Source organism: Clostridium hydrogenum (genome assembly GCF_021432385.1).
GTDB classification, from domain to species: domain Bacteria; phylum Bacillota; class Clostridia; order Clostridiales; family Clostridiaceae; genus Clostridium_S; species Clostridium_S hydrogenum.
Genome location: NZ_JAEACT010000003.1, coordinates 112,229 through 135,445 on the forward strand (window position 1 = coordinate 112,229; position 23,217 = coordinate 135,445).

Annotated in this window: 20 protein-coding genes, 1 tRNA gene, 1 pseudogene and 2 riboswitches; of the genes and pseudogenes, 5 read left to right on the forward strand and 17 right to left on the reverse strand. The window is 30.0% G+C overall.

The genetic code is table 11. From position 1 onward, the window contains the following. Positions 1–15 precede the first annotated feature (15 nt). The 12 genes and pseudogenes from CUEA01_RS13775 to CUEA01_RS13830 all read right to left on the reverse strand — a co-directional run bounded on the left by CUEA01_RS13775 (position 16) and on the right by CUEA01_RS13830 (position 14,791). Positions 16–993, reverse strand: coding sequence for a sugar ABC transporter substrate-binding protein (locus tag CUEA01_RS13775; protein WP_234122273.1), 978 nt, complete (start codon positions 991–993; stop codon positions 16–18). A 427-nt stretch (positions 994–1,420) separates the two neighbouring features. Then, complete coding sequence (locus tag CUEA01_RS13780) at positions 1,421–2,401, reverse strand: ABC transporter ATP-binding protein (protein ID WP_234122274.1); 981 nt, start codon at positions 2,399–2,401, stop codon at positions 1,421–1,423. 1 nt (position 2,402) lies between these two features. Next, complete coding sequence (locus tag CUEA01_RS13785) at positions 2,403–3,383, reverse strand: ABC transporter ATP-binding protein (RefSeq protein WP_234122275.1); 981 nt, start codon at positions 3,381–3,383, stop codon at positions 2,403–2,405. A gap of 7 nt (positions 3,384–3,390) precedes the next feature. Further along, on the reverse strand, positions 3,391–4,242 hold the full coding sequence (locus tag CUEA01_RS13790; protein WP_234122276.1) for an ABC transporter permease: 852 nt from the start codon (positions 4,240–4,242) through the stop codon (positions 3,391–3,393). Positions 4,243–4,247: 5 nt separating this feature from the next. Further along, the gene (locus CUEA01_RS13795) at positions 4,248–5,201 is read right to left on the reverse strand and encodes an ABC transporter permease (RefSeq protein WP_234122277.1); all 954 of its coding nucleotides are present in this window, start codon (positions 5,199–5,201) and stop codon (positions 4,248–4,250) included. 310 nt (positions 5,202–5,511) lie between these two features. Continuing rightward, a complete protein-coding gene (locus CUEA01_RS13800) occupies positions 5,512–7,077 on the reverse strand; it encodes an ABC transporter substrate-binding protein (RefSeq protein WP_234122278.1) in 1,566 nt (521 codons plus the stop codon). Between the two features lie 385 nt (positions 7,078–7,462). Beyond that, positions 7,463–8,298, reverse strand: a pseudogene (locus CUEA01_RS13805) (trans-sulfuration enzyme family protein). A gap of 70 nt (positions 8,299–8,368) precedes the next feature. Next, complete coding sequence (locus CUEA01_RS13810) at positions 8,369–9,652, reverse strand: O-acetylhomoserine aminocarboxypropyltransferase/cysteine synthase family protein (protein ID WP_234122279.1); 1,284 nt, start codon at positions 9,650–9,652, stop codon at positions 8,369–8,371. A 223-nt stretch (positions 9,653–9,875) separates the two neighbouring features. Further along, positions 9,876–9,984: riboswitch (SAM riboswitch) on the reverse strand. A 127-nt stretch (positions 9,985–10,111) separates the two neighbouring features. Further along, positions 10,112–11,287, reverse strand: a complete 1,176-nt coding sequence (gene iadA, locus CUEA01_RS13815; RefSeq protein WP_234122280.1) for a beta-aspartyl-peptidase — start codon at positions 11,285–11,287, stop codon at positions 10,112–10,114. A 7-nt stretch (positions 11,288–11,294) separates the two neighbouring features. After that, a complete protein-coding gene (locus CUEA01_RS13820) occupies positions 11,295–12,470 on the reverse strand; it encodes a hypothetical protein (RefSeq protein ID WP_234122281.1) in 1,176 nt (391 codons plus the stop codon). 166 nt (positions 12,471–12,636) lie between these two features. After that, entirely contained in the window at positions 12,637–14,109 is a 1,473-nt protein-coding gene (locus tag CUEA01_RS13825; protein WP_234122282.1) for a sensor histidine kinase, read from the reverse strand. After that, positions 14,087–14,791 (reverse strand): response regulator transcription factor, encoded by a 705-nt coding sequence (locus CUEA01_RS13830; RefSeq protein ID WP_234122283.1) that lies wholly within the window; start codon positions 14,789–14,791, stop codon positions 14,087–14,089. The genes CUEA01_RS13825 and CUEA01_RS13830 overlap by 23 nt, the downstream gene beginning before the upstream one ends. A 219-nt stretch (positions 14,792–15,010) precedes the next feature. Here CUEA01_RS13830 and CUEA01_RS13835 point away from each other — a divergent pair. After that, positions 15,011–15,085, forward strand: a tRNA-Trp gene (locus CUEA01_RS13835). A gap of 173 nt (positions 15,086–15,258) precedes the next feature. Here CUEA01_RS13835 and CUEA01_RS13840 read toward each other — a convergent pair. The 4 genes from CUEA01_RS13840 to CUEA01_RS13855 form a co-directional block, all read right to left on the reverse strand. Next, complete coding sequence (locus CUEA01_RS13840) at positions 15,259–15,726, reverse strand: chemotaxis protein CheX (RefSeq protein WP_234122284.1); 468 nt, start codon at positions 15,724–15,726, stop codon at positions 15,259–15,261. Next, entirely contained in the window at positions 15,708–16,583 is an 876-nt protein-coding gene (locus CUEA01_RS13845; protein WP_234122285.1) for a response regulator, read from the reverse strand. The genes CUEA01_RS13840 and CUEA01_RS13845 overlap by 19 nt, the downstream gene beginning before the upstream one ends. A 547-nt stretch (positions 16,584–17,130) precedes the next feature. Further along, a complete protein-coding gene (locus tag CUEA01_RS13850) occupies positions 17,131–17,754 on the reverse strand; it encodes a CBS domain-containing protein (protein ID WP_234122286.1) in 624 nt (207 codons plus the stop codon). A gap of 269 nt (positions 17,755–18,023) precedes the next feature. Continuing rightward, positions 18,024–18,944 carry a metal ABC transporter substrate-binding protein gene (locus CUEA01_RS13855; protein ID WP_234122287.1) on the reverse strand — a complete coding sequence of 307 codons (921 nt, stop codon included), beginning with the start codon at positions 18,942–18,944 and terminating at the stop codon, positions 18,024–18,026. Positions 18,945–19,157: 213 nt separating this feature from the next. Between CUEA01_RS13855 and CUEA01_RS13860 the strand changes: the two genes are divergently transcribed. The 4 genes from CUEA01_RS13860 to rimI all read left to right on the forward strand — a co-directional run bounded on the left by CUEA01_RS13860 (position 19,158) and on the right by rimI (position 22,084). After that, complete coding sequence (locus CUEA01_RS13860) at positions 19,158–20,393, forward strand: HD-GYP domain-containing protein (RefSeq protein ID WP_234122288.1); 1,236 nt, start codon at positions 19,158–19,160, stop codon at positions 20,391–20,393. Positions 20,394–20,476: 83 nt separating this feature from the next. Further along, positions 20,477–20,935 (forward strand): tRNA (adenosine(37)-N6)-threonylcarbamoyltransferase complex ATPase subunit type 1 TsaE, encoded by a 459-nt coding sequence (gene tsaE / locus CUEA01_RS13865; protein WP_234122289.1) that lies wholly within the window; start codon positions 20,477–20,479, stop codon positions 20,933–20,935. Next, on the forward strand, positions 20,932–21,645 hold the full coding sequence (tsaB, locus tag CUEA01_RS13870; protein WP_234122290.1) for a tRNA (adenosine(37)-N6)-threonylcarbamoyltransferase complex dimerization subunit type 1 TsaB: 714 nt from the start codon (positions 20,932–20,934) through the stop codon (positions 21,643–21,645). The genes tsaE and tsaB overlap by 4 nt, the downstream gene beginning before the upstream one ends. Beyond that, positions 21,638–22,084, forward strand: coding sequence for a ribosomal protein S18-alanine N-acetyltransferase (rimI, locus tag CUEA01_RS13875; RefSeq protein ID WP_234122291.1), 447 nt, complete (start codon positions 21,638–21,640; stop codon positions 22,082–22,084). The genes tsaB and rimI overlap by 8 nt, the downstream gene beginning before the upstream one ends. 252 nt (positions 22,085–22,336) lie before the next feature. Here the strand turns inward: rimI and CUEA01_RS13880 are convergent, their stop codons facing one another. Continuing rightward, positions 22,337–22,963 carry an ECF transporter S component gene (locus CUEA01_RS13880; RefSeq protein ID WP_234122292.1) on the reverse strand — a complete coding sequence of 209 codons (627 nt, stop codon included), beginning with the start codon at positions 22,961–22,963 and terminating at the stop codon, positions 22,337–22,339. Positions 22,964–23,045: 82 nt separating this feature from the next. Next, positions 23,046–23,163: riboswitch (FMN riboswitch) on the reverse strand. Positions 23,164–23,217 lie beyond the last annotated feature (54 nt).

Sequence of the window (23,217 nt, forward strand, 5' to 3'; positions counted from 1 at the left end):
TTCATCTTCCATTCACTACTTCCATCCACTTATTTCATACTGTAGAACGTTTTCTTTTGATATTAAAGTTATCGGAACAATTACATCTTTTTTAAACTTTTCGCCTTTTAAAATATCATAAGCTTTCCTAGCAGCTATATTTCCAATTTTATTGGGAAATTGAGCAGACGTAGCAGTCATAAATCCATAGCGGATCATTGTCTTAGCTTCCGGTGAACCATCCACTCCAAATACCATAACCTTACCTAGTAATCCATTTTCCTTAAGTGCTGCTAATGCACCAAGCGCACTTGGATCATTTAATGCCATAATTGCATCTATCTCTGGATGCTTTTTAATCAAATTGTTCACTAAAGGCATAGCTTTATCTAATTGTCCTTCACTATCTACTTTCGCAACTATTTTGTATTGCTTATTATTGCCAATGGTATCAACAAATCCTTTGATTCTATCAATACCGGATTTTGCTTCTGAGTGTTCAATTAACATAATGTTAGCTTTTGTCTTCATTTTCATAAGGTACTTTGCACATTGAACTCCAGCATCATAATTATCGGATATTACCGTGCAAGCTACTAGCTTGTTATCATAAACAGGTGTATCAACAACTATAACTGGTATTCCTGCATTTTTGGCCGCCACTAATGCTGGTTTTACTTGTTTCCAGTCCACAGGGTTTATAAAAATAGCTTTAACTTTTAATTTAATAAACTCATAAATCTGCTGCATTTGCTTGTCCTTATCTAACGCTGCATCTCTTGTTACTAATATATCTCCATTGCTCTCTACAACTGAACGTATTTCATCGTTAATTATTTCATAAAACCTATTATTAGTTGTCATATAGGTAGCTCCAAATTTTCTTCTATTTCCTATTTGTCTTGCAGAATCGTCTCTACCATCATTTTCAAGTACCTTTAAGTTGATAAAAATAAACCCAATAGTAAAAATTAACAATATGAATATTACTATTTTTTGATAGTTTTTATTCATTGGTACATCCCGCTCTTTTCCTAATATTTACTTTTCATATGCGTCATCAAATGGTGTTACTCCTCCATTAAAGTATATAAATACTCATGTTTGCGCCATATATTCTGGTAGTAATTTACGTTTTATATAATTAATTATCGTTATGGAAATAATGTTTCTTTAATAATTTATTATAAATCTTACATTTCATTGCGTCAAGATATTACAATTTTAGCATGAGAACATATTTGGGAGCTATGTTTTAAATAATATTGATTTTCACACTTATTTAAAACACAGCTTTCTTTAGTATGCCTGCTATTTTTTTAATCATTTGACTTTAATATAACATTTACCCAGCATTATTTATATACTATCTATATTATAAAGTATTAAAGCATCTTAAAAAAATAATAAGTCCAATTGGACTTGTTATTTTTTAAGATGCCTAAAATAAATGACAAGCAACCATATGCCCCGTATCAACTTCTTTCATAACTGGCTCTTTTTCACTACATAATGCTGTTGCATATGGACATCTTGTCCTAAATCTGCAGCCTGTTGGAATATCTATTGGACTTGGAAGTTCACCCTTAATTAAATTATTTTCAGCTAAATTTGCCTTTTTAGGATCTGGAATAGGTATGGCAGATAGAAGGGCCTTAGTATATGGATGAAGTGGATTTTTATAAAGTTCCGTGCTTTTTGAAATCTCGATTATTTTTCCTAAGTACATCACTCCAATTCTATTAGATATGTGCTTTACCATAGATAAATCATGTGCTACAAAAAGATAAGTAAGTCCCATGTCTTTTTGAAAATCCTCAAGCATATTTACAACCTGTGCTTGAATTGATACATCTAATGCAGAAATTGGCTCGTCACATAAAACAAACTCAGGATCTATAGATAAGGCTCTTGCTATTCCAATTCTTTGCCTTTGCCCACCGCTAAACTCATGTGGGAATTTTTCCATATCTGTTTTTTTCATTCCAACTCTTTTTAAAAGTTCTTCAATTTTTTCCATTCTTTCATTTTTAGATAAATTTGAATAAAGTGCCATAGGTTCATCAATTATTTCTGATACATTCATATACGGATTAAGTGAAGAATAAGGATCTTGAAATATCACCTGCATTTTTTTATGATACGGTTTTAACTCCTTCTTATTTAAATTTACTATATTTTTACCATCAAAAATTACTTCTCCAGCCGTTGCATCATATAATCTTGTAATTGTTCTTCCTAGTGTTGATTTTCCACATCCAGATTCACCAACTAATCCAAAGGTTTCTCCTTTTTTTATGTAAAAACTAACATCATCCACAGCCTTAACATGCTTATTTTTATTTATTCCAAAAGCGCCTTTCACTGGAAAGTATTTTTTTAAATTATTAACTTCTATTAATTTTTGTTCTGCCCCACTCATTTCATTTTCCTCCTTTCTCTAATAAAAAACATCTTGCTTTTTGAGTTTCTGAAATACTTTTATACTGTGGTACTTCTTTAAAACAATTATCTACTGCAAAAGGACATCTTTCAGCAAAAGGGCATCCCTTAGGTGGATTTAAAAGTGATGGTGCAGTTCCTTTAATAGGCTCAAGCCTTTTCTTTTCATCTTCATCTACTTTAGGAATTGAATTTAAAAGAGCTTTTGTATATGGATGAAGTGGTCTGTAAAATATATCTTCTGCAAGCCCTTCTTCCATTATCATACCAGCGTACATAACAACTATTCTTTTGCACAAACTTGCTACTACACCCAAATCATGTGTTATAAGAACAATAGACATGTTTTTCTTTTCTTTAAGTTCCTTTAAAAGCTTCAATATTTGAGACTGAATAGTAACATCTAAGGCTGTGGTAGGTTCATCTGCTATCAAAAGTTTAGGTTCGCAACAAAGCGCCATTGCTATCAAGACTCTCTGCCTCATTCCGCCGCTAAATTCATGTGGATATTGATTTAATCTTTTTTCTGGCATTGGTATACCAACTAAATTCAGCATATCAATAGCTTTTTTTCTTGCTTCTTTCTTACTAATTTTGTTATACCTTAAAATTACTTCTTCAAGATGTTTTCCAACTTTTATTAAAGGATTTAAAGCCGTCATGGGATCCTGAAAAATCATAGCCATATCCTTGCCTTTAATTTTCTGCTTTTCCTTATTAGATAACTTTAATATATCTCTTCCTTTAAACAAAACTTCACCGTTTTCTATTTTCGCATTTTTAGGAATAATTCCAAGTATAGATTTCATAGCTACACTTTTACCACTACCTGATTCGCCAACAATACCTACAATTTCACCATCATTAAGTTTAAAACTTATGCCCCTTACTGCTTCAATTTTACTACCTTTGTTATAAAAATTAGTTTTTAAATTATTAACTTCAAGTAATACATTATCCATTATATTTTCACTCCCCCTCTGCTGCAGATTTAGGTTCAACAAATACTCTTAAAACATCTCCAAGCTTATTAAAGGAATAGATAGTAAGAACAATTAGTATTCCTGGCAAAATTGCCATATAAGGAGCATTTTGAAGATTGCTTTGAGCATTTTGAAGTAAACTTCCCCACGAAGACATCGGTTGTTGTATTCCTATGCCAAGAAAGCTAAGTGAGGATTCTGTCATTATTGCATTTGCAATTCCAGTTGTCGCTGCTACTATTATGGTTGGGAAAACTGATGGTATAATATGTTTTATTATTATGCTCATTGAACCTTCACCTGTTGATACTGCATATAACACATATTCTCTTTCCTTAACCGATAGCGTTTCTGCACGGACAATTCTAGATATTTCCATCCACGTAAAAAAGCCAATAACAATTATTATTGTTCTAAAACCAGGCTTTAAAAAAATGCTAATAACCGTAACTAGAATCATCCAGGGTATTGATGAAATTATATCTACAAGTCTCATCAAAAGATTATCTATTTTTCCGCCAAAGTATCCACTTACAGTTCCTACAAGAACGCCTATTGAGGTTGATATAACCATAGCCAAAATACCAACTAAAAGAGAAACCCTACCTCCATAAATTGCTCTTGCAAGGTAATCACGCCCAAGTTCATCTGTTCCAAAAATATGCTGAAGCGAAGGCGCTTGGAGCATTATGCTTACATTTGTTTTGTTAGGGTCATATGGATATAAAAAAGCAAATATAGAAACTAAGGCTATAAGTGCGAGAAATACAATTGAAAACAAGGCAATTTTATTGTGCTTAAGCTCCATTTTTACATTTTCTATTCTTCTGTTTTTCATTTGTATCACCTCATTTCCTTAATCCTAGGATCTGTTACAACATAAAGTATATCTGAAAGGAGATTACCAAGTATGACAAGAGTAGACGATAAAACCATAACTGCCATAACAACAGGATAATCTAAACCTTGAATTGCCTTAATAAAATAAGGTCCAACCCCTGGCCATCCAAATACAGTTTCAGTTATAAGTCCTCCTGTTATAAGCATAGGAAGTGCCATTCCAAGCTTAGTTATTATAGGTAGAAGCACATTTTTCAAAACATGCTTAAATAATATTTCAAATTTACTTGCTCCAAAAGCTTCTTGAACTACAACATAATCTTCCGAAAGTTGTCCAATTGTAGATGAACGAACATATCTTGTGTTTTCTGGCATAAATGCAAAGGTAAGTACAATAAACGGCATTATAAAATGCTCCAAAAAATCAAGTATAGAGTTTTCCATACCTATATTATGCATTCCAAGTATGGGCAAGACTCCTAATTTATATCCAAATATATAAACTAAAATCATAGCAAACCAAAAGGTTGGAATTGCTATTCCTATAGAACAAAATCCATCTATTATTTTATCTGCCCTCTTATTTTTATTGACTCCGGCCATAAGCCCCAAAATAACTGATAAAATAAGTGCACATAAATATGAAGGCAAAACCAAACTTATTGTAGCAGGTATTCTAGCAACTAAATCATTAAAAATACTTTCATGAGTAACTATTGAATATCCAAATTGACCTGTTAATACACCCTTAAGCCAATATAGATATTGAATATAAGCCGGTTTATCAAAGCCATATTTTATTTTAATAAGCTCAACAGCTTTTTTTGACATTTTAGGAGTTGTCATAGCATCTATTGCATTGTATGGGGCTAATTGTATAAGAGTAAAACATATTATAGAAATAATTATTAATAAAGGCACAGCTTGTGCTATTCTTTTTAAAATATACTTGAGCAATTTTAACGCTCCTCTCCATTAAATAATAAAAAACTTAAATATTGCAAACTAAATCAATTCACAATTCACGATGCACAATTCACAATGAGGGATGATTTTCCTCCGCTTTGCTATAGAAAATCTAAAAATTTATTTTTTAATTGCTTACGCAATAGCACCATTTATGGTGCTAAGCGAAGCTTATAATATTAAATTTAAGATTTGCCTGACGAAAGGAATGCAAATCATCCTTCATTGTGCATTGTGAACTGTGAATTGTGAATTGATTTAATTGGTTCGCAATAATTTTATAGTATGAACTTCAAATTATTTATTTGTAATAAAGCTTCGACATATCCTCAAAAGTATATACTGGAACTAAGCTTGCATCTTTTATTCCACCAATTCTGTTATCAATAACAAGGACTCTGTTGTTGCTTAAAATTGGATAGAATACAGCATCATCTTGCATTAGTTTTTGTATCTGATTATAAATTTCTTTTCTCTTTGTTTCATCAGTTTCAACTCTTCCTTCATCGAAAAGCTTATCTATTTCAGGATTTTTATAGTGCATATAATTTGAATCACTGTTTGATGTAAATAGTGAATTAAATGTATCTGGATCAATTCCCATTATATAGCCACCAAATACTAAATCAAAATCTGTTTGAACTTTTTTCATCTTTTCACTTAAAGCAGTTGGATCCATTCCTAAAAGTTCAACATCAATACCTACAGCTTTTAACTCTTGCTGAATTATGGCTGCCTGTTCTTGTTGAGCAACATTATTGTTTGTATATGCAAGTTTTAACTTTAAGCCTTTTACTCCTGATTTTTGGAGAAGTTCCTTAGCCTTTGTTAAACTGTAATTATATTTTTCTGCATCATTAGATTTAAATTTACTTTCATTTGGAAGGAAAGTATATACTGGTTTTGCATACTTATCTGAAACATATGCAGCTTTTATTATTTCTTCTCTATTTAATGCATATAATATAGCTTTTCTAACATCTTTGTTTTGAACTAATTTAGAACTTAAATTAAAGTCCATATATGCAACTCTACCTTCACCATATGGTATAACATCTAAATTTTTATTTGCTTTTTGTATTTTACCTATATCTGCTGGTTGAACCACAAGTGCATTTAATTCGCCTTTTTCAAGAGCAAGTTGAGCAGTGTTAGCATCGCTTATTATACGATATACCACATTTTTAATTTTAGGTTTTCCTAGAAAATAATTTTCATTGGCTACAAGTTTAACATATTGTCCTGCTTTATATTCTGCTAATTTATATGGGCCTGTACCAACTGGAGTCGCATTTTTAGAACTTTTTTCTATATTTCCTTCACCGTCATAAATGTGTTTTGGCATTATAAATATGTCTCCAAGCAGTTCTATAGCCGGTGTGCTTACTGTAGGCAAAGTAAATTTAACAGTATAATCATCGATTTTTTCAACTTTAACTGGTTTACCATTAAATATTAATTGACTATAGGCCCATCCACCATTTGATTCTTTAAGCATTTGATCATATGTGAATACAACGTCATCCGCAGTAAATGGCTTACCATCACTCCACTTTACATTTTTCCTAAGTTTTGCAGTATAGCTTAAATGATCAGCTGAAGGAGTCATGCTTTCTGATAAAAAGTATTGAATTTTATCCGCATTATACATATATAGCGGAGAATAAAGAGCTTTTATTTCCATAAGCCCATATCTATCACTGGTAGTAATTACATTAACTGAATTTCCTGGATCACCATCTATACCATAAGTAAATGTATCCGGTTTAGTTGTACTTGCAGTGCCTTTATTTGATGCACAACCACTAAGCACCGTAGTTGCAATAAGCAATGCTGAAATAATAGTAGTAATTTTCTTTAACTTCATTTTTAGTCCCCCTTAAATAAAAATTTTTCTCTTGTTTTAGAGATAAACCTGTTAAAAATGGTTATCTATTGTAAATATTACTTTTCATATTTATTTACTAGGTTTTTATTTGCAAATTTTCATTAAATACTTTTCCAATATGATTAGTAATTTATTTATGTTTTAAATTATATCATGCTTTCCTGTGATGTCAATTACTTAATTAACTTTAAAATAATTTATACAAATATTACTGCATATTTATATAAAAATTAATATATTAGCAATTATATCCTACTATTTTTATCGGATTTTTTTTAATATATCGCTCATTACTAAAAACTTTTTTGCCTTTATAAAAAATCTAAGGGAGAATTCCTTGCTTATATTCTCCCTTAGATTTAATCTATAATCCGCATTTTTTAAACGCTTGTTTTAAATCATTTATTATGTCGTCTGCATCCTCCAATCCAACACTAAACCTAAGATGACCAGCTTTAAATTCTTCAGGATAAAAATGATTTCTTTCGTCATTAGGTCCTGTGTAAACAATTAAGCTTTCATCATGTCCAATTGAAACTGCTGAAATAATAATTTTAAGTGAATTTACAAATTTATTATGTGTTTCAACATCAGCTTTAAGCCCAAAAGCAATTACACCCGAATACATACTCATTTGTTTTTTTGCAATTTCATGCTGCGGATGACTCTTAAGACCTGGATATGAAACAAATTTTACTGCCGGATGACCTTCAAGAAATTCTGCAATTTTAAGTGCACTTTCGCTGTGTTGTCTCATACGAAGCGGCAATGTTACAACTCCCCTCATAATTAACCATGCGTTAAATGGACTTAAGTTGCCTCTATTCCATACTTCTTTGGAAAATACTCATTTAGTAATCTGTAAACTGCAATATACGAAACATTTGAGCATATGACATGTGAATCTTTATCCAAAAATGTAAAGAATACTCCTGCCAAAGCTGCAACACCACTGGCCAATACAACGCAGTCTTCTCCCCCCTCGAGAGCTGACAATCTTTCTTGAAGATATAATTGGTTTGCTGATGTTGTTCTTGTATAAATCACATTATTAGGATTGCTCCAATTAAGTGTTGACGCATCATCTGGAAGCCTATAACTATTTGCCATAGTTATAGGTCTTCTTATAGCACCAGTTTCTTTATCAATATCATTACCAACGTGAATACATTTAGTTAAAAATTTAATTTCGTCTGCCACTGAATAGCCCACCTTCCACTTAAAGTCAATTCACAATGCACAATTAATGAATCAAATTCAAATTGTTTTATCAAGCTTTCTCAAGTGCTTGTTCTAAGTCCCAAATTAAATCATCAGCATCTTCAACACCTATTGAAAGTCTTATTAAATCTGGTGTAACTCCAGCTGCTTTTTGCTCTTCTGCATTAAGCTCTGCGTGAGTTGTACTTGACGGATGTATTACAAGTGATTTTGCATCTGCAACATTTGCAAGAAGTGAAAATAATTTAACACTGTTTATAAATCTCTTTCCTGCTTCAAGTCCACCCTTTATTCCAAAGGTAAATATAGAACCTGCACCCTTTGGTAAATATTTTTTAGCTAATTCTCTATATGGACTAGTTTCAAGTTCAGGATAATTAACCCATTCAACTTTTGGATGCTTGCTTAAAAAGTCTACAACTTTTCTTGTATTTGATACATGTCTTTCTACCCTTAATGATAATGATTCTAAACCTTGCAAGAAGGTAAATGCACTTTGTGGACTAAGTGTAGCTCCTGTATTTCTCAAAAGCTGAACTCTTGCTTTTAATGCAAAAGCTGGTGCACCTAAATCAGCATATACTAATCCATTATAGCTCTTGTCTGGTGTTGTGAAGTCAGGGAATTTTCCACTTGCTCTCCAATCAAATTTACCACCATCAACTATAACTCCTCCTATAGTTGTTCCATGTCCTCCTATAAATTTAGTTGCTGAATGTACTACAACATCCGCTCCAAATTCTATTGGTCTTATTAAGTATGGAGTACCAAAAGTATTATCTATTATAAGTGGTATTTTATTTTCATGAGCTATTTTAGCTACTGCCTCTATATCCAAAACATTTATTCTTGGATTTCCTATTGTTTCTCCATATACTGCTTTCGTTTTATCTGTTATTGCTTTTCTTATATTTTCTGGATCATCTGGATCTACAAAAACAACCTTTATTCCAAGCTTTTTTAATGTAACTCCAAATAATTCATAAGTTCCTCCATATAATGTACTTGCTGCTACAATTTCATCACCAGCGCTTGCCACATTTAAAATTGCATATGTTATTGCAGCGAGTCCTGATGCTGTAGCAAGTCCTGCAACTCCACCTTCTAGAATCGCTATTCTCTGTTCAAATACATCTGTTGTTGGGTTCATAATTCTTGAATACACATTTCCTGGCTCTTTTAATTGAAATAAATTTGCTGCGTGGTCTGCATTTTTAAATACGTAAGATGTTGTTTGATAAATTGGAACTGCTCTCGCTCCTGTTGTTGGATCTGGCACTTGACCTCCATGTACCTGTAATGTTTCAAAACCGAATTTTCTTTCTTCACTCATTTTTCATTTCTCCTTTATTCCGAATTATTCAAAAATTAAAAATATTTTTTTTAGAATGATACTATTAATCTTATTATAAATAAATTATCTTAAATTATAGAAAATATTTGCCCCCCCTTATTAAAATACTTCCGAGAATTGAAGCAACTTATCTATGTAAAATAAAAATCCTCTTCGCTTATGAAGAGGATTAATTTACTATACACTACTAGACTAAATCACCCTCTTATCTCTCAAAACTTAATTTGCAGGAATTAACACCATACATTCAAATGAAAAATGCTGGTTGTTGGGTTTCATAGGGCCAGTCCCTCCACCACTCTAGATAAGATTGAATAAAATATTCATTTTTCGATTCCTAGTATTCAAATAGGAATTACTAATTTCCTTATGTTTAAATTATAGCATGTTTTAACAACATGTCAATATACTTTTATAAAAATAAATTTATTATTTTATTTATTCATAAGTTCCCTTAACTAGCACCTCTTCATTAAGCATCATTACCTTACCTTTTGCTATGACAGAATCTATATTCAATTCTTTATCAAGTATCAATAAATCAGCATCACTATCTACAGCTATAATTCCTTTTTTAGGATAGAGCTCTAAAGCTTTTGCTACATTTGAAGTAACAAGTGGCAATATATCTTCTGGCTGTATATTTCTTTCTTTTATAAATCTTTTTATTGTTTCATGCAAATTAGTTATTTTCGCAGCTTCAATACCTATCATTTCTTTTTTATCATTCCACTTAGGCATGCTTCCATTAGAATCTGAGCTCATTGTCATTCTATCTTTTGGAACTTTCTCACCCATTTCTACAACAAAATTAAGAAAATCCTCTGAAGATCTATTAGCTGTAAAATCTATATATCCCCCCAAAGCAGCAAATTTAACAGCATCCTCTTCATAGTGTCTACTAATATGTGTTGGTCTAAGATGTTTTATTGGCAAATCGCTTTCTTCTAATAATTCAAAGAGTAACTTTAATTTATTTTTTCCACTACCTAAATGAAAATGTACCACGCCTGGTTTTCCACTAATCAAACCCGCAAGTCTAACTTCAGAAACCAATCTTATAAGTTCCTCTTTTGTTATATTGGAACATCTATGATCCGAAATTGCAAGCTTAACTCCTATTACTTCATTTATGTATGCAATATCCTTTTGAACACTACCTGTAAGTGTTATGGATGGATATTCATAAGATCCCGTCAAGCAATAAGCTGTAATCCCCTCTTCATTAAGGGCTTTAGTCTTAGCCACTAAATTTTCTACACTTCTTGTTATTGCATCTGTACCAAGAAGCCCGACTAAAGTTGTAACACCACCTTTAATACAACTTGATACATTTATTTCTGGTACTCTTGTTGTAAAACCACCTTCTCCACCGCCGCCTACTACATGCACATGCTGATCAATATAACCTGGAAATACTATTTTGCCTGTACCATCCACTATTTTTATGTTTTTCACATTTATATTTATATCTTTATCTAAATCTACTATTTTATCATTACAAATTAAAATATCTTTACATCCTAAATCCTTGGGACTATATACCCTTACATTTTTAATTAATATAAACATTGCAAACACTTCCTTATCTAACTGAATTCTAAAACAAGCCATATATTTTTTATTGTATTCTAAGAATATCAACTTTATCCTTAACGTTAAATATCAAAGCAGTCCCATCACTATTCCACTTTGGTGTAATAATATTATTTCTAAACATTCCATCATAAACCTTAGTTAATTTTCCTGTTTTTAAATCCAAAATATTTAACGCACCATCCTGCATTAATGCCGCCCTATCTCCATCCCGTGTCACATCACACAGAATTGTGTTAGTTTTATAACTATATTCTCCATTCTTAACTCCATTACTATCAAAACAAATTAATTTTGTTTCATTACCAATATAATCTAATATATATGTTCCACTTCTATTTACAAAGTAGTTAATAGAAAATCCTTTACTTCTATAAATCTCCTTCATTTCATTTGTTTTAACATTAACATAATAATAAGTAGATTTATTTGTTGCATTATTCACGTATGAACCACTCTGGCACATTACAAAATTGCCCGAAACATCATTAAATAAAACCTTAATATTCAAATTATATGCTGGCCACGCCGAATATGTAGAACCAGAGGTCTTAAAATAGCCCGTCTTATATATAGTTCCGTCTACATTTTCAACAATCCATTTATTTTTTTCATTTGGATAATATACAAACAACTTATCTTTATCAATCCAACTATAATTTGCTTGTTGGTCTTTATATTCTGTTTTAAAATCTGTAATTTCTCCTGTAGCTAAATTTAATATCTTAACACTTCTACTAAAAAGCTTGCCAGAATTCAAATCCTTTTTCCATTCATCACTGCCTACTTTGGGCATATATTTCGGTTCCACATAAATTACATATTTTTTATCAGGAGAAATCTTTATATCTCCCCAATCCGAAGTTACATTTTTGAAATCTCTTGTATTTCCCGTATTAATATTATAAATACTTAAATAGTAATTATAATATTTAAACTTTGGTGAATTTATATCCTGCTGTTCTCCCTTTTTATTTAAAGTTAAAATTTCATTATCGCTTACCCAGTCTAAAGCTTGATCAATTGATAAAGAATTAATCTTAAAGCTATCCGTTTTCGGTTGATTTTTTGCTGCCGAATAATTTAAAAGTAAAATATTATCTTTATTAGCATTGGCCGATATTTTATTATACCCAACCCCTATGCTAGTACACAAAATAGCACCTACAATTATAATTCCTGCTGCTTTTTTATTTATCATAATACCGCTCTGCCTCCAATGTAAACTTATAGATAGACAACTTGAAACATTGAAATTACACATGCCAAGTTTATCCTTGGAAACTGGGATTTATCTTAGTCGACAGTTGATAATTTATCAGAATGAATTTGGCATTAGAAATTTTAATTTTTCAAATGGTTTATCTTTAATTAACATCCATCGGCAATACAACAGTAAATTTTGATCCAACATCTACTTCGGAATCAACTAATATTCTGCCATTTTGCTTTTCAACCATTTTCTTCACAAATGCCAATCCAATTCCGCTACCACCAGTTTTCCTACTTCTATCATTCTTAATTCTATAAAAAGTTTTAAATATTTTATCAAAATCGCTACTTCCAATACCAATTCCGGTATCTTCCACTTCTATGTATACCTCTTTTTCATTTTGATATGTACATATGTTTATACTTCCATCTGGCTTGTTGTATTTAATTGCATTATCTATTAAATTAATTAATATGTGTCTAATCCCTTCTTCATCACATGTAATTACTAAATCCTCAAGTTCTGTAGTAAATTGAATATTACATTTTTTTATCTTCCCCATCATTCTTGAAGAAATTTGTTCAATTAATAGCTTTAAATTAACTGGCTTTTTCTTTATCTCAAAATCATATTTTTCTAAAGATGATAACTTTAAAACATCATCAATCATATCACATAATCTATCACATTCTTTAGATGTATTTTCAGAAGCTTCATGGACAAAATTAGGATCATATTCATACATGAGCATTATATCTGCAGAGGCTTTTATAGATGTAAGAGGAGTTTTAAATTCATGTGTAACATTCCCTATAAATTCTTTCTGCTCCTTTCCAAGCCTTTCAAGTTTTTCAACAGCTTTAGTCAAATCATCTCTCTGCTTACTTAGGTTAATGATATTATTTTCTATGGTTTTGCTCATAAATTCAACACCACTGCTAAGAATGCCTAGCTCATCATTTCTTGTAACTTTTTTCATATTATTAAAATCACCATTTTGAATATTCCCAACTGAATAAATTATTTTATTTATATCGTTAGTAAACGGAACTAGGTACAGCGCACCAAAAGTAATTCCAACTCCTAAAGAAATTAACCCTAACATTAAAAACAACATTTTTATTTTATTATAAAATTCATTACTTTCTTTAATTGAATACCTAAGCTTTAACACTGCAACTATAATATTATTATATTTAATAGGTGAATAATAATATATGTTGTCCTTTTCTTCTTTATAAACTATTTTATTTTCCAAACAATATTTTATCATTTTATTATCATCTTTATTTTTTATAGCTTTACTGTCATTTTCAATTGTATACATTAAATTTCCATTTATATCATAAATACTTGCTGGAATTGAATTTAACCATGATTTATCAAATAAATCTGCATTATTCAAATGCAATTCCTTTTGTTTTTTCATATCCATATACTTAGATGAATTTAGTTCATTAGATAAATACTGTTCAAATAAATTTTTTTGATTTAAAAGTATATCTTCATTCTTCATTTTTTGATAATTTTTAATTCCTCTAAGGACTAAAAAACTTAAAAGGACTATTACTAAAATTAGTAGCGAGGTTATAAATGCTGTTAATTTAATTTTTATTCCCACTTTCATATGGATTCACTCCTTTATAACCTACACCATGAATAGTTACTATCAACTTTTCATATTTATCGCCCAATTTTTTTCTTATTCTTTGGATATGTGTATCAACAGTTCTTGTACCTCCTATATACTCCATATTCCATACTAAATCAAGCAGCTTATCCCTTGAATATACAACATTAATATTTGAAAGCAGCAAATATAGTAATTCAAATTCTTTTGCTGTAAATTCAATTTCCTTATTACCTATATTTACAACTCTTTGACTATAATCAATTTTAAAATCATTTATTATTATAAGATCATCACCTGTTGAGCTTGCAGCTATCTTTTTGTATCTTCTAGAAAGTGATTTTACCCTTGCTATAACCTCTCTAATATCAAACGGCTTTGTTAAATAATCATCTGCTCCAAGCTCAAGTCCTAATATTTTATCTATAATATCATTTTTGGCTGTAAGCATTATTATTCCAACATTTTTATCTTCTATTTTTTTGCAAACATCGTATCCATTTATAATAGGGAGCATTAAGTCAAGTATAACTATATCGGGTTTAAAAATAGCAAACTTCTCCAAAGCTTCCCTACCATCATAGGCCTTTTCAGTTCGATAACCTTCCTTATTTAATGCGTAAGAAAGTACTTTTAAGATACTCTCTTCATCATCCACTAACAATATTTTTTCTTCCATAAACGCACCTCAAATTTAATATATTAAGTAGCCAATTAGATATTTACTAATTTATACAACCTTATTAATAATTATAACAATTGTAGTATATATTTCAATAAAATTTAGTATATATTGTTCATTTTTCATGTATATGCATCCTCGTACAAAAAAATTTAATTTTTTTAAAAAAACTTCTTGCCTTTTTTTTAAAGGTAGTATATAATATATATTGTTCGAAGGGGTATGGCTCAACGGTAGAGTAGTGGTCTCCAAAACCATTGGTTGTGGGTTCAAATCCTACTGCCCCTGCCAAATAAAAAGGTACTAGTTTATTAACTAGTACCTTTTTATTTGCTATTTTCCATAAACATTGTAAACCACTGCAAATACGAAACAAGAGCATTTACAGACTATTTAAATAACATCTTAGATTTATTGATATTATTTAATGTTCCACAATGCTCTTACTTTGCAATAATTATTTATTATGCTAATACTTTATCTATTGCTATATTAATTTCAAATGGTAAATCCTCAATTAACATTTCAACACAAATAACCTTAGCTGTACTTGCTGTAGCTGTAAAATCTCCATACATTAAAGTTGGTGTTGATATATCTATGCTTATTCCTTCTTCTGAAAAAACAGTAGAAGCATTTGCCGTAAGCATATTAGTAAGCTCAGAAATAGCACTTTGCGCCATTTCATCTAGCTCCTCAACAGGCATTCCCATCATCATTGAAGATGCAATTTTTTTTGCACATTCAACAGTAGTTCCATAAATTATATTACCTTTAATGTCGCCAACAACTCCGACATTTATTAATACCCCTTGGCTCTTTATAAATTTACTTTTAACAGATAATTTACCTTTTTTTATGTTTTGAATTCCCAGTTGAGGCATTATATTTGTAAGAGAGGCAAAAAACGGATTTATATATTTGACATCCATTCTCCTGACCTCCTTTGAAATCCTATGCTCATATAAATTTCTCCAAAATTTGTTTTGGCCATAGCCCCTTTAACACTTTCTAATTCTGGTTTAGATATTGTAAGCGATTCACCATGGAATATTGTTGGTGGTGCTACTCTAAATCCAAAGAGTTTATTCTTTTTATTGATTACAGAACATGCATTTCCCGCAATTATATTAGATATTTCTCCAATCACATTAAGCATTTCTTGAGAATCTTTAGGTTCTCTTTTTAATAAATGATTTGAAAGCTTTAATGCAGTATCATGCGAAATATCAATTAATAGCCTTCCAGAGTACTTTCCTATTATACCCATAACAACCGAAATTCCTTTTGACACTATTTCAGTAGTTGGACTTACTTCTGCTGAAAATTCAGGTATTGATTTTGTAAATTTATTAAAAGCGTCCTTAAAACTTTCTTGAAATACTGAATAATATAATTTATCTAAATCTTTATATAATTCCTCATCGCTCATTATTCTATTAATAATTAATGAAAGCTCTTCTTTATCAACGGGCTTTTGAATATAGCCAGATAAATGATTTTTCTTTGCTTTTCTTACAATTTCTTCATCCATCATAGAGCTTACTATTATAACATTTATTTTAGAATCAATTTTATGAATCGCTCTAGTGCATTCAAACCCATCTGTATCCGGCATAGTCATATCCATAGTTACTATATCTGGTCTTAACTTATCAATTACTTCAATAGTACTCTCAAGAGAATTAGCATCCCCCACAACCTCAAAACCACATTCGGTAAGCATATCACTCAATAATGTTACAGAAAATGGTGAATCGTCAACTACTACTACTCTTATTTTTTTCATATGTACACCAACCTTTCACTAATAAAAATACTATATATTAATTTTACACTATTTATAATATTTTCACAAATCTTATTATTCAAAATTAGACACAAATATATAAATTTTATTTATTTTTTAGTTCTCTAATATTATGAGGATGTAAAAAAAGGTATTTTGTAGTTTTTACTATACCTCACATAAAACATTATGAGCTTTTCATAAAAAAAAATACCTATATTTTTTACATGCTCCTATAGATAAAGATAAACCACCTCGAAACTTAAAATTCATTTGTACCAAAATGCCGTCTTCTAGGCATTATGGTTCACATGAATTTTAATAGTTGAGCTGGTATATCTATAAAGATAAACCACCTCGAAACTTAAAATTTATTTGTACCAAAATGCCATCTTCTGGGCATTTTGGTTCACATGAATTTTAATAGTTGAAATGTTTTATCTATAAAACAAAACTATACTTGAAACATATCAAATAAAAAAGCAATGTCTGCAAACAAGTATAGTTTAATTTTTCAATATTTTCTTAAAATGTTTTGTATAATTTATTAATCTTGGACTTGAAAACCAGCTTTCTTTATTTCTTTAACTATTTTATCAAAGTCTTCTGAAACCAATCTTACAACTATTTCTTTTACATCAATAGCAGTTTTAGGGTCTATTACAACAAAACTTAATATGTCACCATTATTTTCGGATATTATTCTTGAAATTTTAGAAATTTGACCAGGAATATCAAAAGCTACTACTGATAGTTTTTCACCTTTGTTAACCCCAAATATCTCGTTAAATTGATGAAATACTGCATGATGCGTAACTATACCATTAAATGAATCATATTTCCCTATAATCGGAACAAACGGTATATGTTTATGTTCCAAATATGATACAACTTGTTCAACTCCATCCCACGGAGAAGCAATTGGTAAGTCACTTTTCATTAATTCTTCAACTTTGAAATCTGAAATAAGACTCTTTTTATCGATATTTTTTTCAAATTGAAAACTAAAAATAATTTCCTTTGAAATATACCCATAATATTTATCATCATCAATAACTGGTATTGATAATAAATTATTTTTGTTAATAACCTCCAAAGCTTTGCTAATTAAATCAGTAGGTTTAACAGTTAATAATTCTGATTTGTGTGTAATAAGATTACTAATTAACATTGAATTATGCCCCCTTCAATTATTAAAAACAAACAATTTAAATTGTTTATCTCTATAATAGATAAACCATTTCAACTACCAAAATCAATTTGCATCATGATGCCAAGAAACCGGCATTTTGGTACAAATAAATTTTAAGTTTCACAATGGTATATCTTTAAATATATTTATTTAATTATTTTATATAAATATACCTAGTTAACTATTTATTTAAAGTGTACATGGTACAGTGAAAGTTGATTTTTCTACGCTGGCGCAAAAAAATCTAATTACTTACTTATAAATTTATTTATTGAATTTATATTATTTTTCATCATACTTATGAAACTACCATTTTTATAGTATACGTCAAACTTTAATGGTTTCATACCATACTTGTCAATTATTTTCTTACTATTTTGTAATTCTAAATCATCACTATAAACAAAAAATATTTTTTTATCATCGCTCACCTTTTTTTCCATAGTTGAATCGAACGATGAATCATTAAGTTCATCATATTTAACATTTTTCAAATCATAGTAACTAAAAAAATAATCATATTTAAAATCAGTAGTTACAAAAGTATAACCATTTAATTTAGTTAATGCTGCTTTTAAGTCATTATCAATAATTTTAACATTGTTTATAGAATTTTTAAATCTATTTTCATAAAAATTTCTACTCTTAGGATCCTTTTCTTCAAGTGCATTTTTTATATTTAGAATCATTATTTTGTAATTATCAATATTAGTCCAATAGTATGGATTTTTATCTATAGTTTCATCACCATATGTAATTTTTTTATCAAGAGAAATTATCTTCGTTCCCCTTGAAGCATCTATTACCCCAACTTTACTAACATCCAACTTATTTACAAACCCAGCAATCCACGGTTCAAAATCTGCACCTGAATATATAAATAAATCATATTTACTTATATTATTTAAACTATCTGATGTGTATTTAAATTGTTTTATATCATTATCATCTTTAAACATAAATTGAACATTATCTTTATCTCCAACTAAATCATTAACTATATTATAAAGATATCTATTTGTAACCATTATATCCAAACTTATGCCACTTGTTTTGTTATCACTATTTTGCTCTTTCGGAATATTTAAATTTGCTCTTTGGCTGTCTTTACATCCACTTAAGCTAAATGAAAGGAGAACTATAATAACAAAAGCTAAAATTTTCTTCATTGTTATTCACCCCAAATTAAATTTGACTAAAGTAAACCATTTTAAATCATATATAGATTAAATTATAATGGTTTCATTATATTATACACATAAATAACGTCAATCTACAACAAGTATAGAATAATTTTTTACATAAAATAAGTTTTTCTCATTTTATAATTAACACAAATATGTTAAAATGAAAAAAGTGTAACTACATTATGGAGGATAACTATGGATATAAGTTTCGATAAAATTATAAGATCAATATCATTAGCTTTGGATCTTTCCCAAGCTAGCTCTATTGAGAGAGAATCCCTTAGCGCTGAATTTAAAACTTCATTTTCAACTAGTCACAAATTTTCAAATCATTCAAAGCGTGTAACTTACATAGCTTTAAAGATAGGGAAAAAATTCAATTTGAGTGATGATTCTATGAAAAATTTATACATAGCTGCTCTACTGCACGATATAGGAGCTGCTAATTCTTTAAATAAAAGCCACACTTCAGCTTCCTTTATTAAAGAACACTGCTTAAATGGTGAAAAACTAACTAGAAATCTCCCTATTTTCAGTGATATTTCAAAAATTATTCTTAATCACCATGAAAACTTTGATGGCAGCGGTCCATTTTGTGCTAAAGGCAATGATATTCCGATTGAAAGTAGAATAATTCATATTTGTGATTTAATAGATATGCTTTATAAGGAAAATATTCCTGCATACAATCAACGTACAGACATATGTTTTTCAATATCATCAAATTCAAATACAATTTTTGACAGTAATATTGTTGACGCATTTTTATCAGTTTGTGAAAAAGAAATTTTTTGGTTTGACCTAGAAAATATTTCATTTATTGATTTCATATTAGACAGTATCTCCCCCGTAATTGATGCAACGGTTAACCTTGAACAATTTGAGCAAATTGCTTACATACTTTCAAAAATAATAGATAACAAGAGTAGCTTTACGGCAGAACATTCAAGAGGAATTTCAAAATTAGCTTATAAGGTTTCAAAATATGTTGGATATCCCGAAGAAAAATGTGTAAAAATGAGAATAGCTGGCTTACTTCATGATATAGGTAAACTTGCAATTCCGTCATCAATACTTGATAAAAACGGTGCTCTTACGGATGACGAATTTTCAATTATAAAATCACATGTTTACTATACAAAAATTATCTTAGATAGGATTGAAGACATTAAAGAGATTAGCTATTGGGCATCTTCTCATCATGAAAAACTCAACGGTCGAGGATATCCGATGAAACTTACAGCTGATAAAATATCTGAGGAATGCCGAATAATGTGTGTGTGTGATATTTATCAAGCATTAATAGAAGACAGACCTTACAGAAAAGGCTTAAGCTATGAACAATCCTTTAAAATACTTAATGGCATGACTTCAGATGGTTTTATTTGTCCTAAGGCTGTAGAACAATTGAAAGGTGCTTTACATAGTTAAGGTAATAATTCTTTGTATTACCTTTTCTTTTTTTTATTTTTGATATAAAATATTTTTATGGATAAACGTTCAGAGGTGATAAAATGGAATTTATTGTTGACAGTGTTGAAAAAACCTTAAATATAGGAGAACAATTTGGTGCTCTCGTAAAAGAAGGGGATATAATCTGCATAAATGGGGATCTCGGTGCGGGAAAAACTCATTTTACTAAAGGTCTTGCTAAAGGTCTTGGAATAACTGATTACATAACAAGTCCCACATTTAACATATTAAATGAATATAATGGTAGACTTAAATTATATCATTTTGATGTATACAGAGTTAATGACCCAGATGAAATTGCTGCTATAGGATTTGATGATTACATATTTAGTGATTCTGTAAGTGTTATAGAATGGTCAAATTATATTGACGAACTTATACCACTTGAAAGAATAAATTTAACTATAACTAAACTTCCAGAGCTCGGAGATAATTATAGAAAAATAGTAATAAATTCTATAGGAAATAGATATGATTATGTAAAGGAGATTAAAATATGAACTTACTTGGTATTGACACCGCTACAGAATCTGCTACCTGCGCTGTGATGTCTGATGATAAATTACTTGGAGAAATTACTTTTAATTATAAAAAACAACACTCAGTAATACTTATGAATATAGTAGATTACACGCTAAAAAATTTAAAGCTCACTATAGATGACTTAGATGGATTTGTTGTTTCTAAAGGTCCTGGCTCTTTCACCGGACTTAGGATAGGCATGGCTGTGGTAAAAGGATTAAGCGATGGATCTAAGAAACCTTTTGTAAGTATATCCTCTCTAGATACCCTTGCATACAGTTTAGCTTACACTACAGGAATCATATGTCCAATATTAGATGCCTTAAGAAATAACGTATATACTGCATTATATAAATTCGAAGGAAATACTTTAAAGAAAATTACAGACTATATGGCAATTTCAGTAGATGAATTAGTAGAAATTTTAAAGAATCATGATTTACCTATAACTTTTATAGGAGATGCTGTTCCAAAATTTAGAGAAGAATTAAAAAATCAACTTTCAGATGTAAAATTCGCACCTGCATCCTTAAATCTTGTTAAAGCTTCGGGTTTATGTGAACTTGGTATGAATTTAATTAAACAAGGAATTTGTGATAATCCTATTACATCTGCTCCAATTTACCTTAGAAAATCTCAAGCTGAAAGAGAATATGAATTGAGAACTGGAAGGGATATAAATGAGTAATTTAGAAGTTTGTTCTTTTGAAAAAAAATATCTTAGAGAAATTATGTCTATAGAAAATTTAAGTTTTTCAATACCATGGACAAAAGATGCAATGGAAAAAGAACTTACAAATAAATTTGCAAAATACGTAGTTGTAAAACTAGATAATTTAGTTATAGGCTATGGGGGAATGTGGCTTATACTTGATGAAGGGCACATCACTAATATAGCTGTTCATCCTGAATTTAGGGGAATAGGTGCTGGCAAAAAAATAATTGAAGCACTTATTGATGTTTGTAAAAAAAATGACATCAGTTCTCTTACCCTTGAGGTACGTGTTTCAAACTATGTTGCCAAAAATCTTTATACAAAGTTTGGATTTATAGAAGAAGGCATCAGAAAAAATTATTACAACGACAATAATGAAGATGCAATAATAATGTGGAAAAGAAACATTTAAAAATACGAAACATTATTCAGAGTACGGAGTACAGAGTACAAAGTACAGTGAAGGATGATTTTCTGTAGCAAAGCTACAGAAAATCTTAAAACTTATTTTTTGATTGCTTACGCAATCGCGTTCCTAATGTTGTTCAGCGAAGCTGACAACATTTAAGTTTAAGATTTACCTGACGGTAAGGAAAGGTAAATCATCCTTCACTGTACTCTGTACTCTGTACTTTGTACTCTGGTTTAATGCTTCACATTATTTTTACTTTCTATCATATACTTCCTGAGCAGTATTGTTTTCTATCTCCTTGTGAAGTACTGGAGAAATCTTTTTATATACAGCCATTGTTATACAAGAAATTATTACTCCCTTTAAAATATTAAACGGAAATATTGCTAAGGCTACAAAACTGTTAATTCCATTAATACTAGGATTTATTGCATGACCCATTGCTACTATTGCTTTTATAGGGAAATGTAATGCTGTTTCGTATAAAGGTAATAAAACAAAGTAGTTAAGTAAGCTTCCTACTACTGCCATAATAACAGTTCCTGTTATAAGTGAAAGTACAGCATTTCCTCTTGTTTTTTTGTGCTTGTACATTGCCCCAGCAGTGAATACTAAGGATGCACCTATAAGAAAATTTGCAAGTTCTCCTACTCCAGCAGTTGCAGTTCTTGGAACCTGAAGAAGGTTTTTTACTAGTTCTATTAACACTCCAGCTACAGGTCCTAAGGAAAATGCACCTACAAGTGCTGGTAAATCACTAACATCTAGTTTTAAAAAACTCGGAAATATTGGTATTGGAACTGCTACAAACATGAGTAAAAAAGCTATAACACCGAGTAGTGCAATTTTGATTAAATCACTTAATTTGAAATTTTTCATTTTTATGCCTCCTATTTTTGATATCTTCAGAAGCGCATAATAAAAGCCCCAACACAAAGTCAGGGCATAAAAATTACACTTACATTCTCTTCTTCCATCCAGACTTTACTGTCGGCCTCGGAATTTCACCGAATCATGCCATATAATGGCTCGCGGGCTATACCGCCGGTAGGGAATCTAACCCTGCCCTGAAGATTATCAATATTAATTTAAATTAATTATACTAAATTTTATAAATATATTCAAGTAATTTT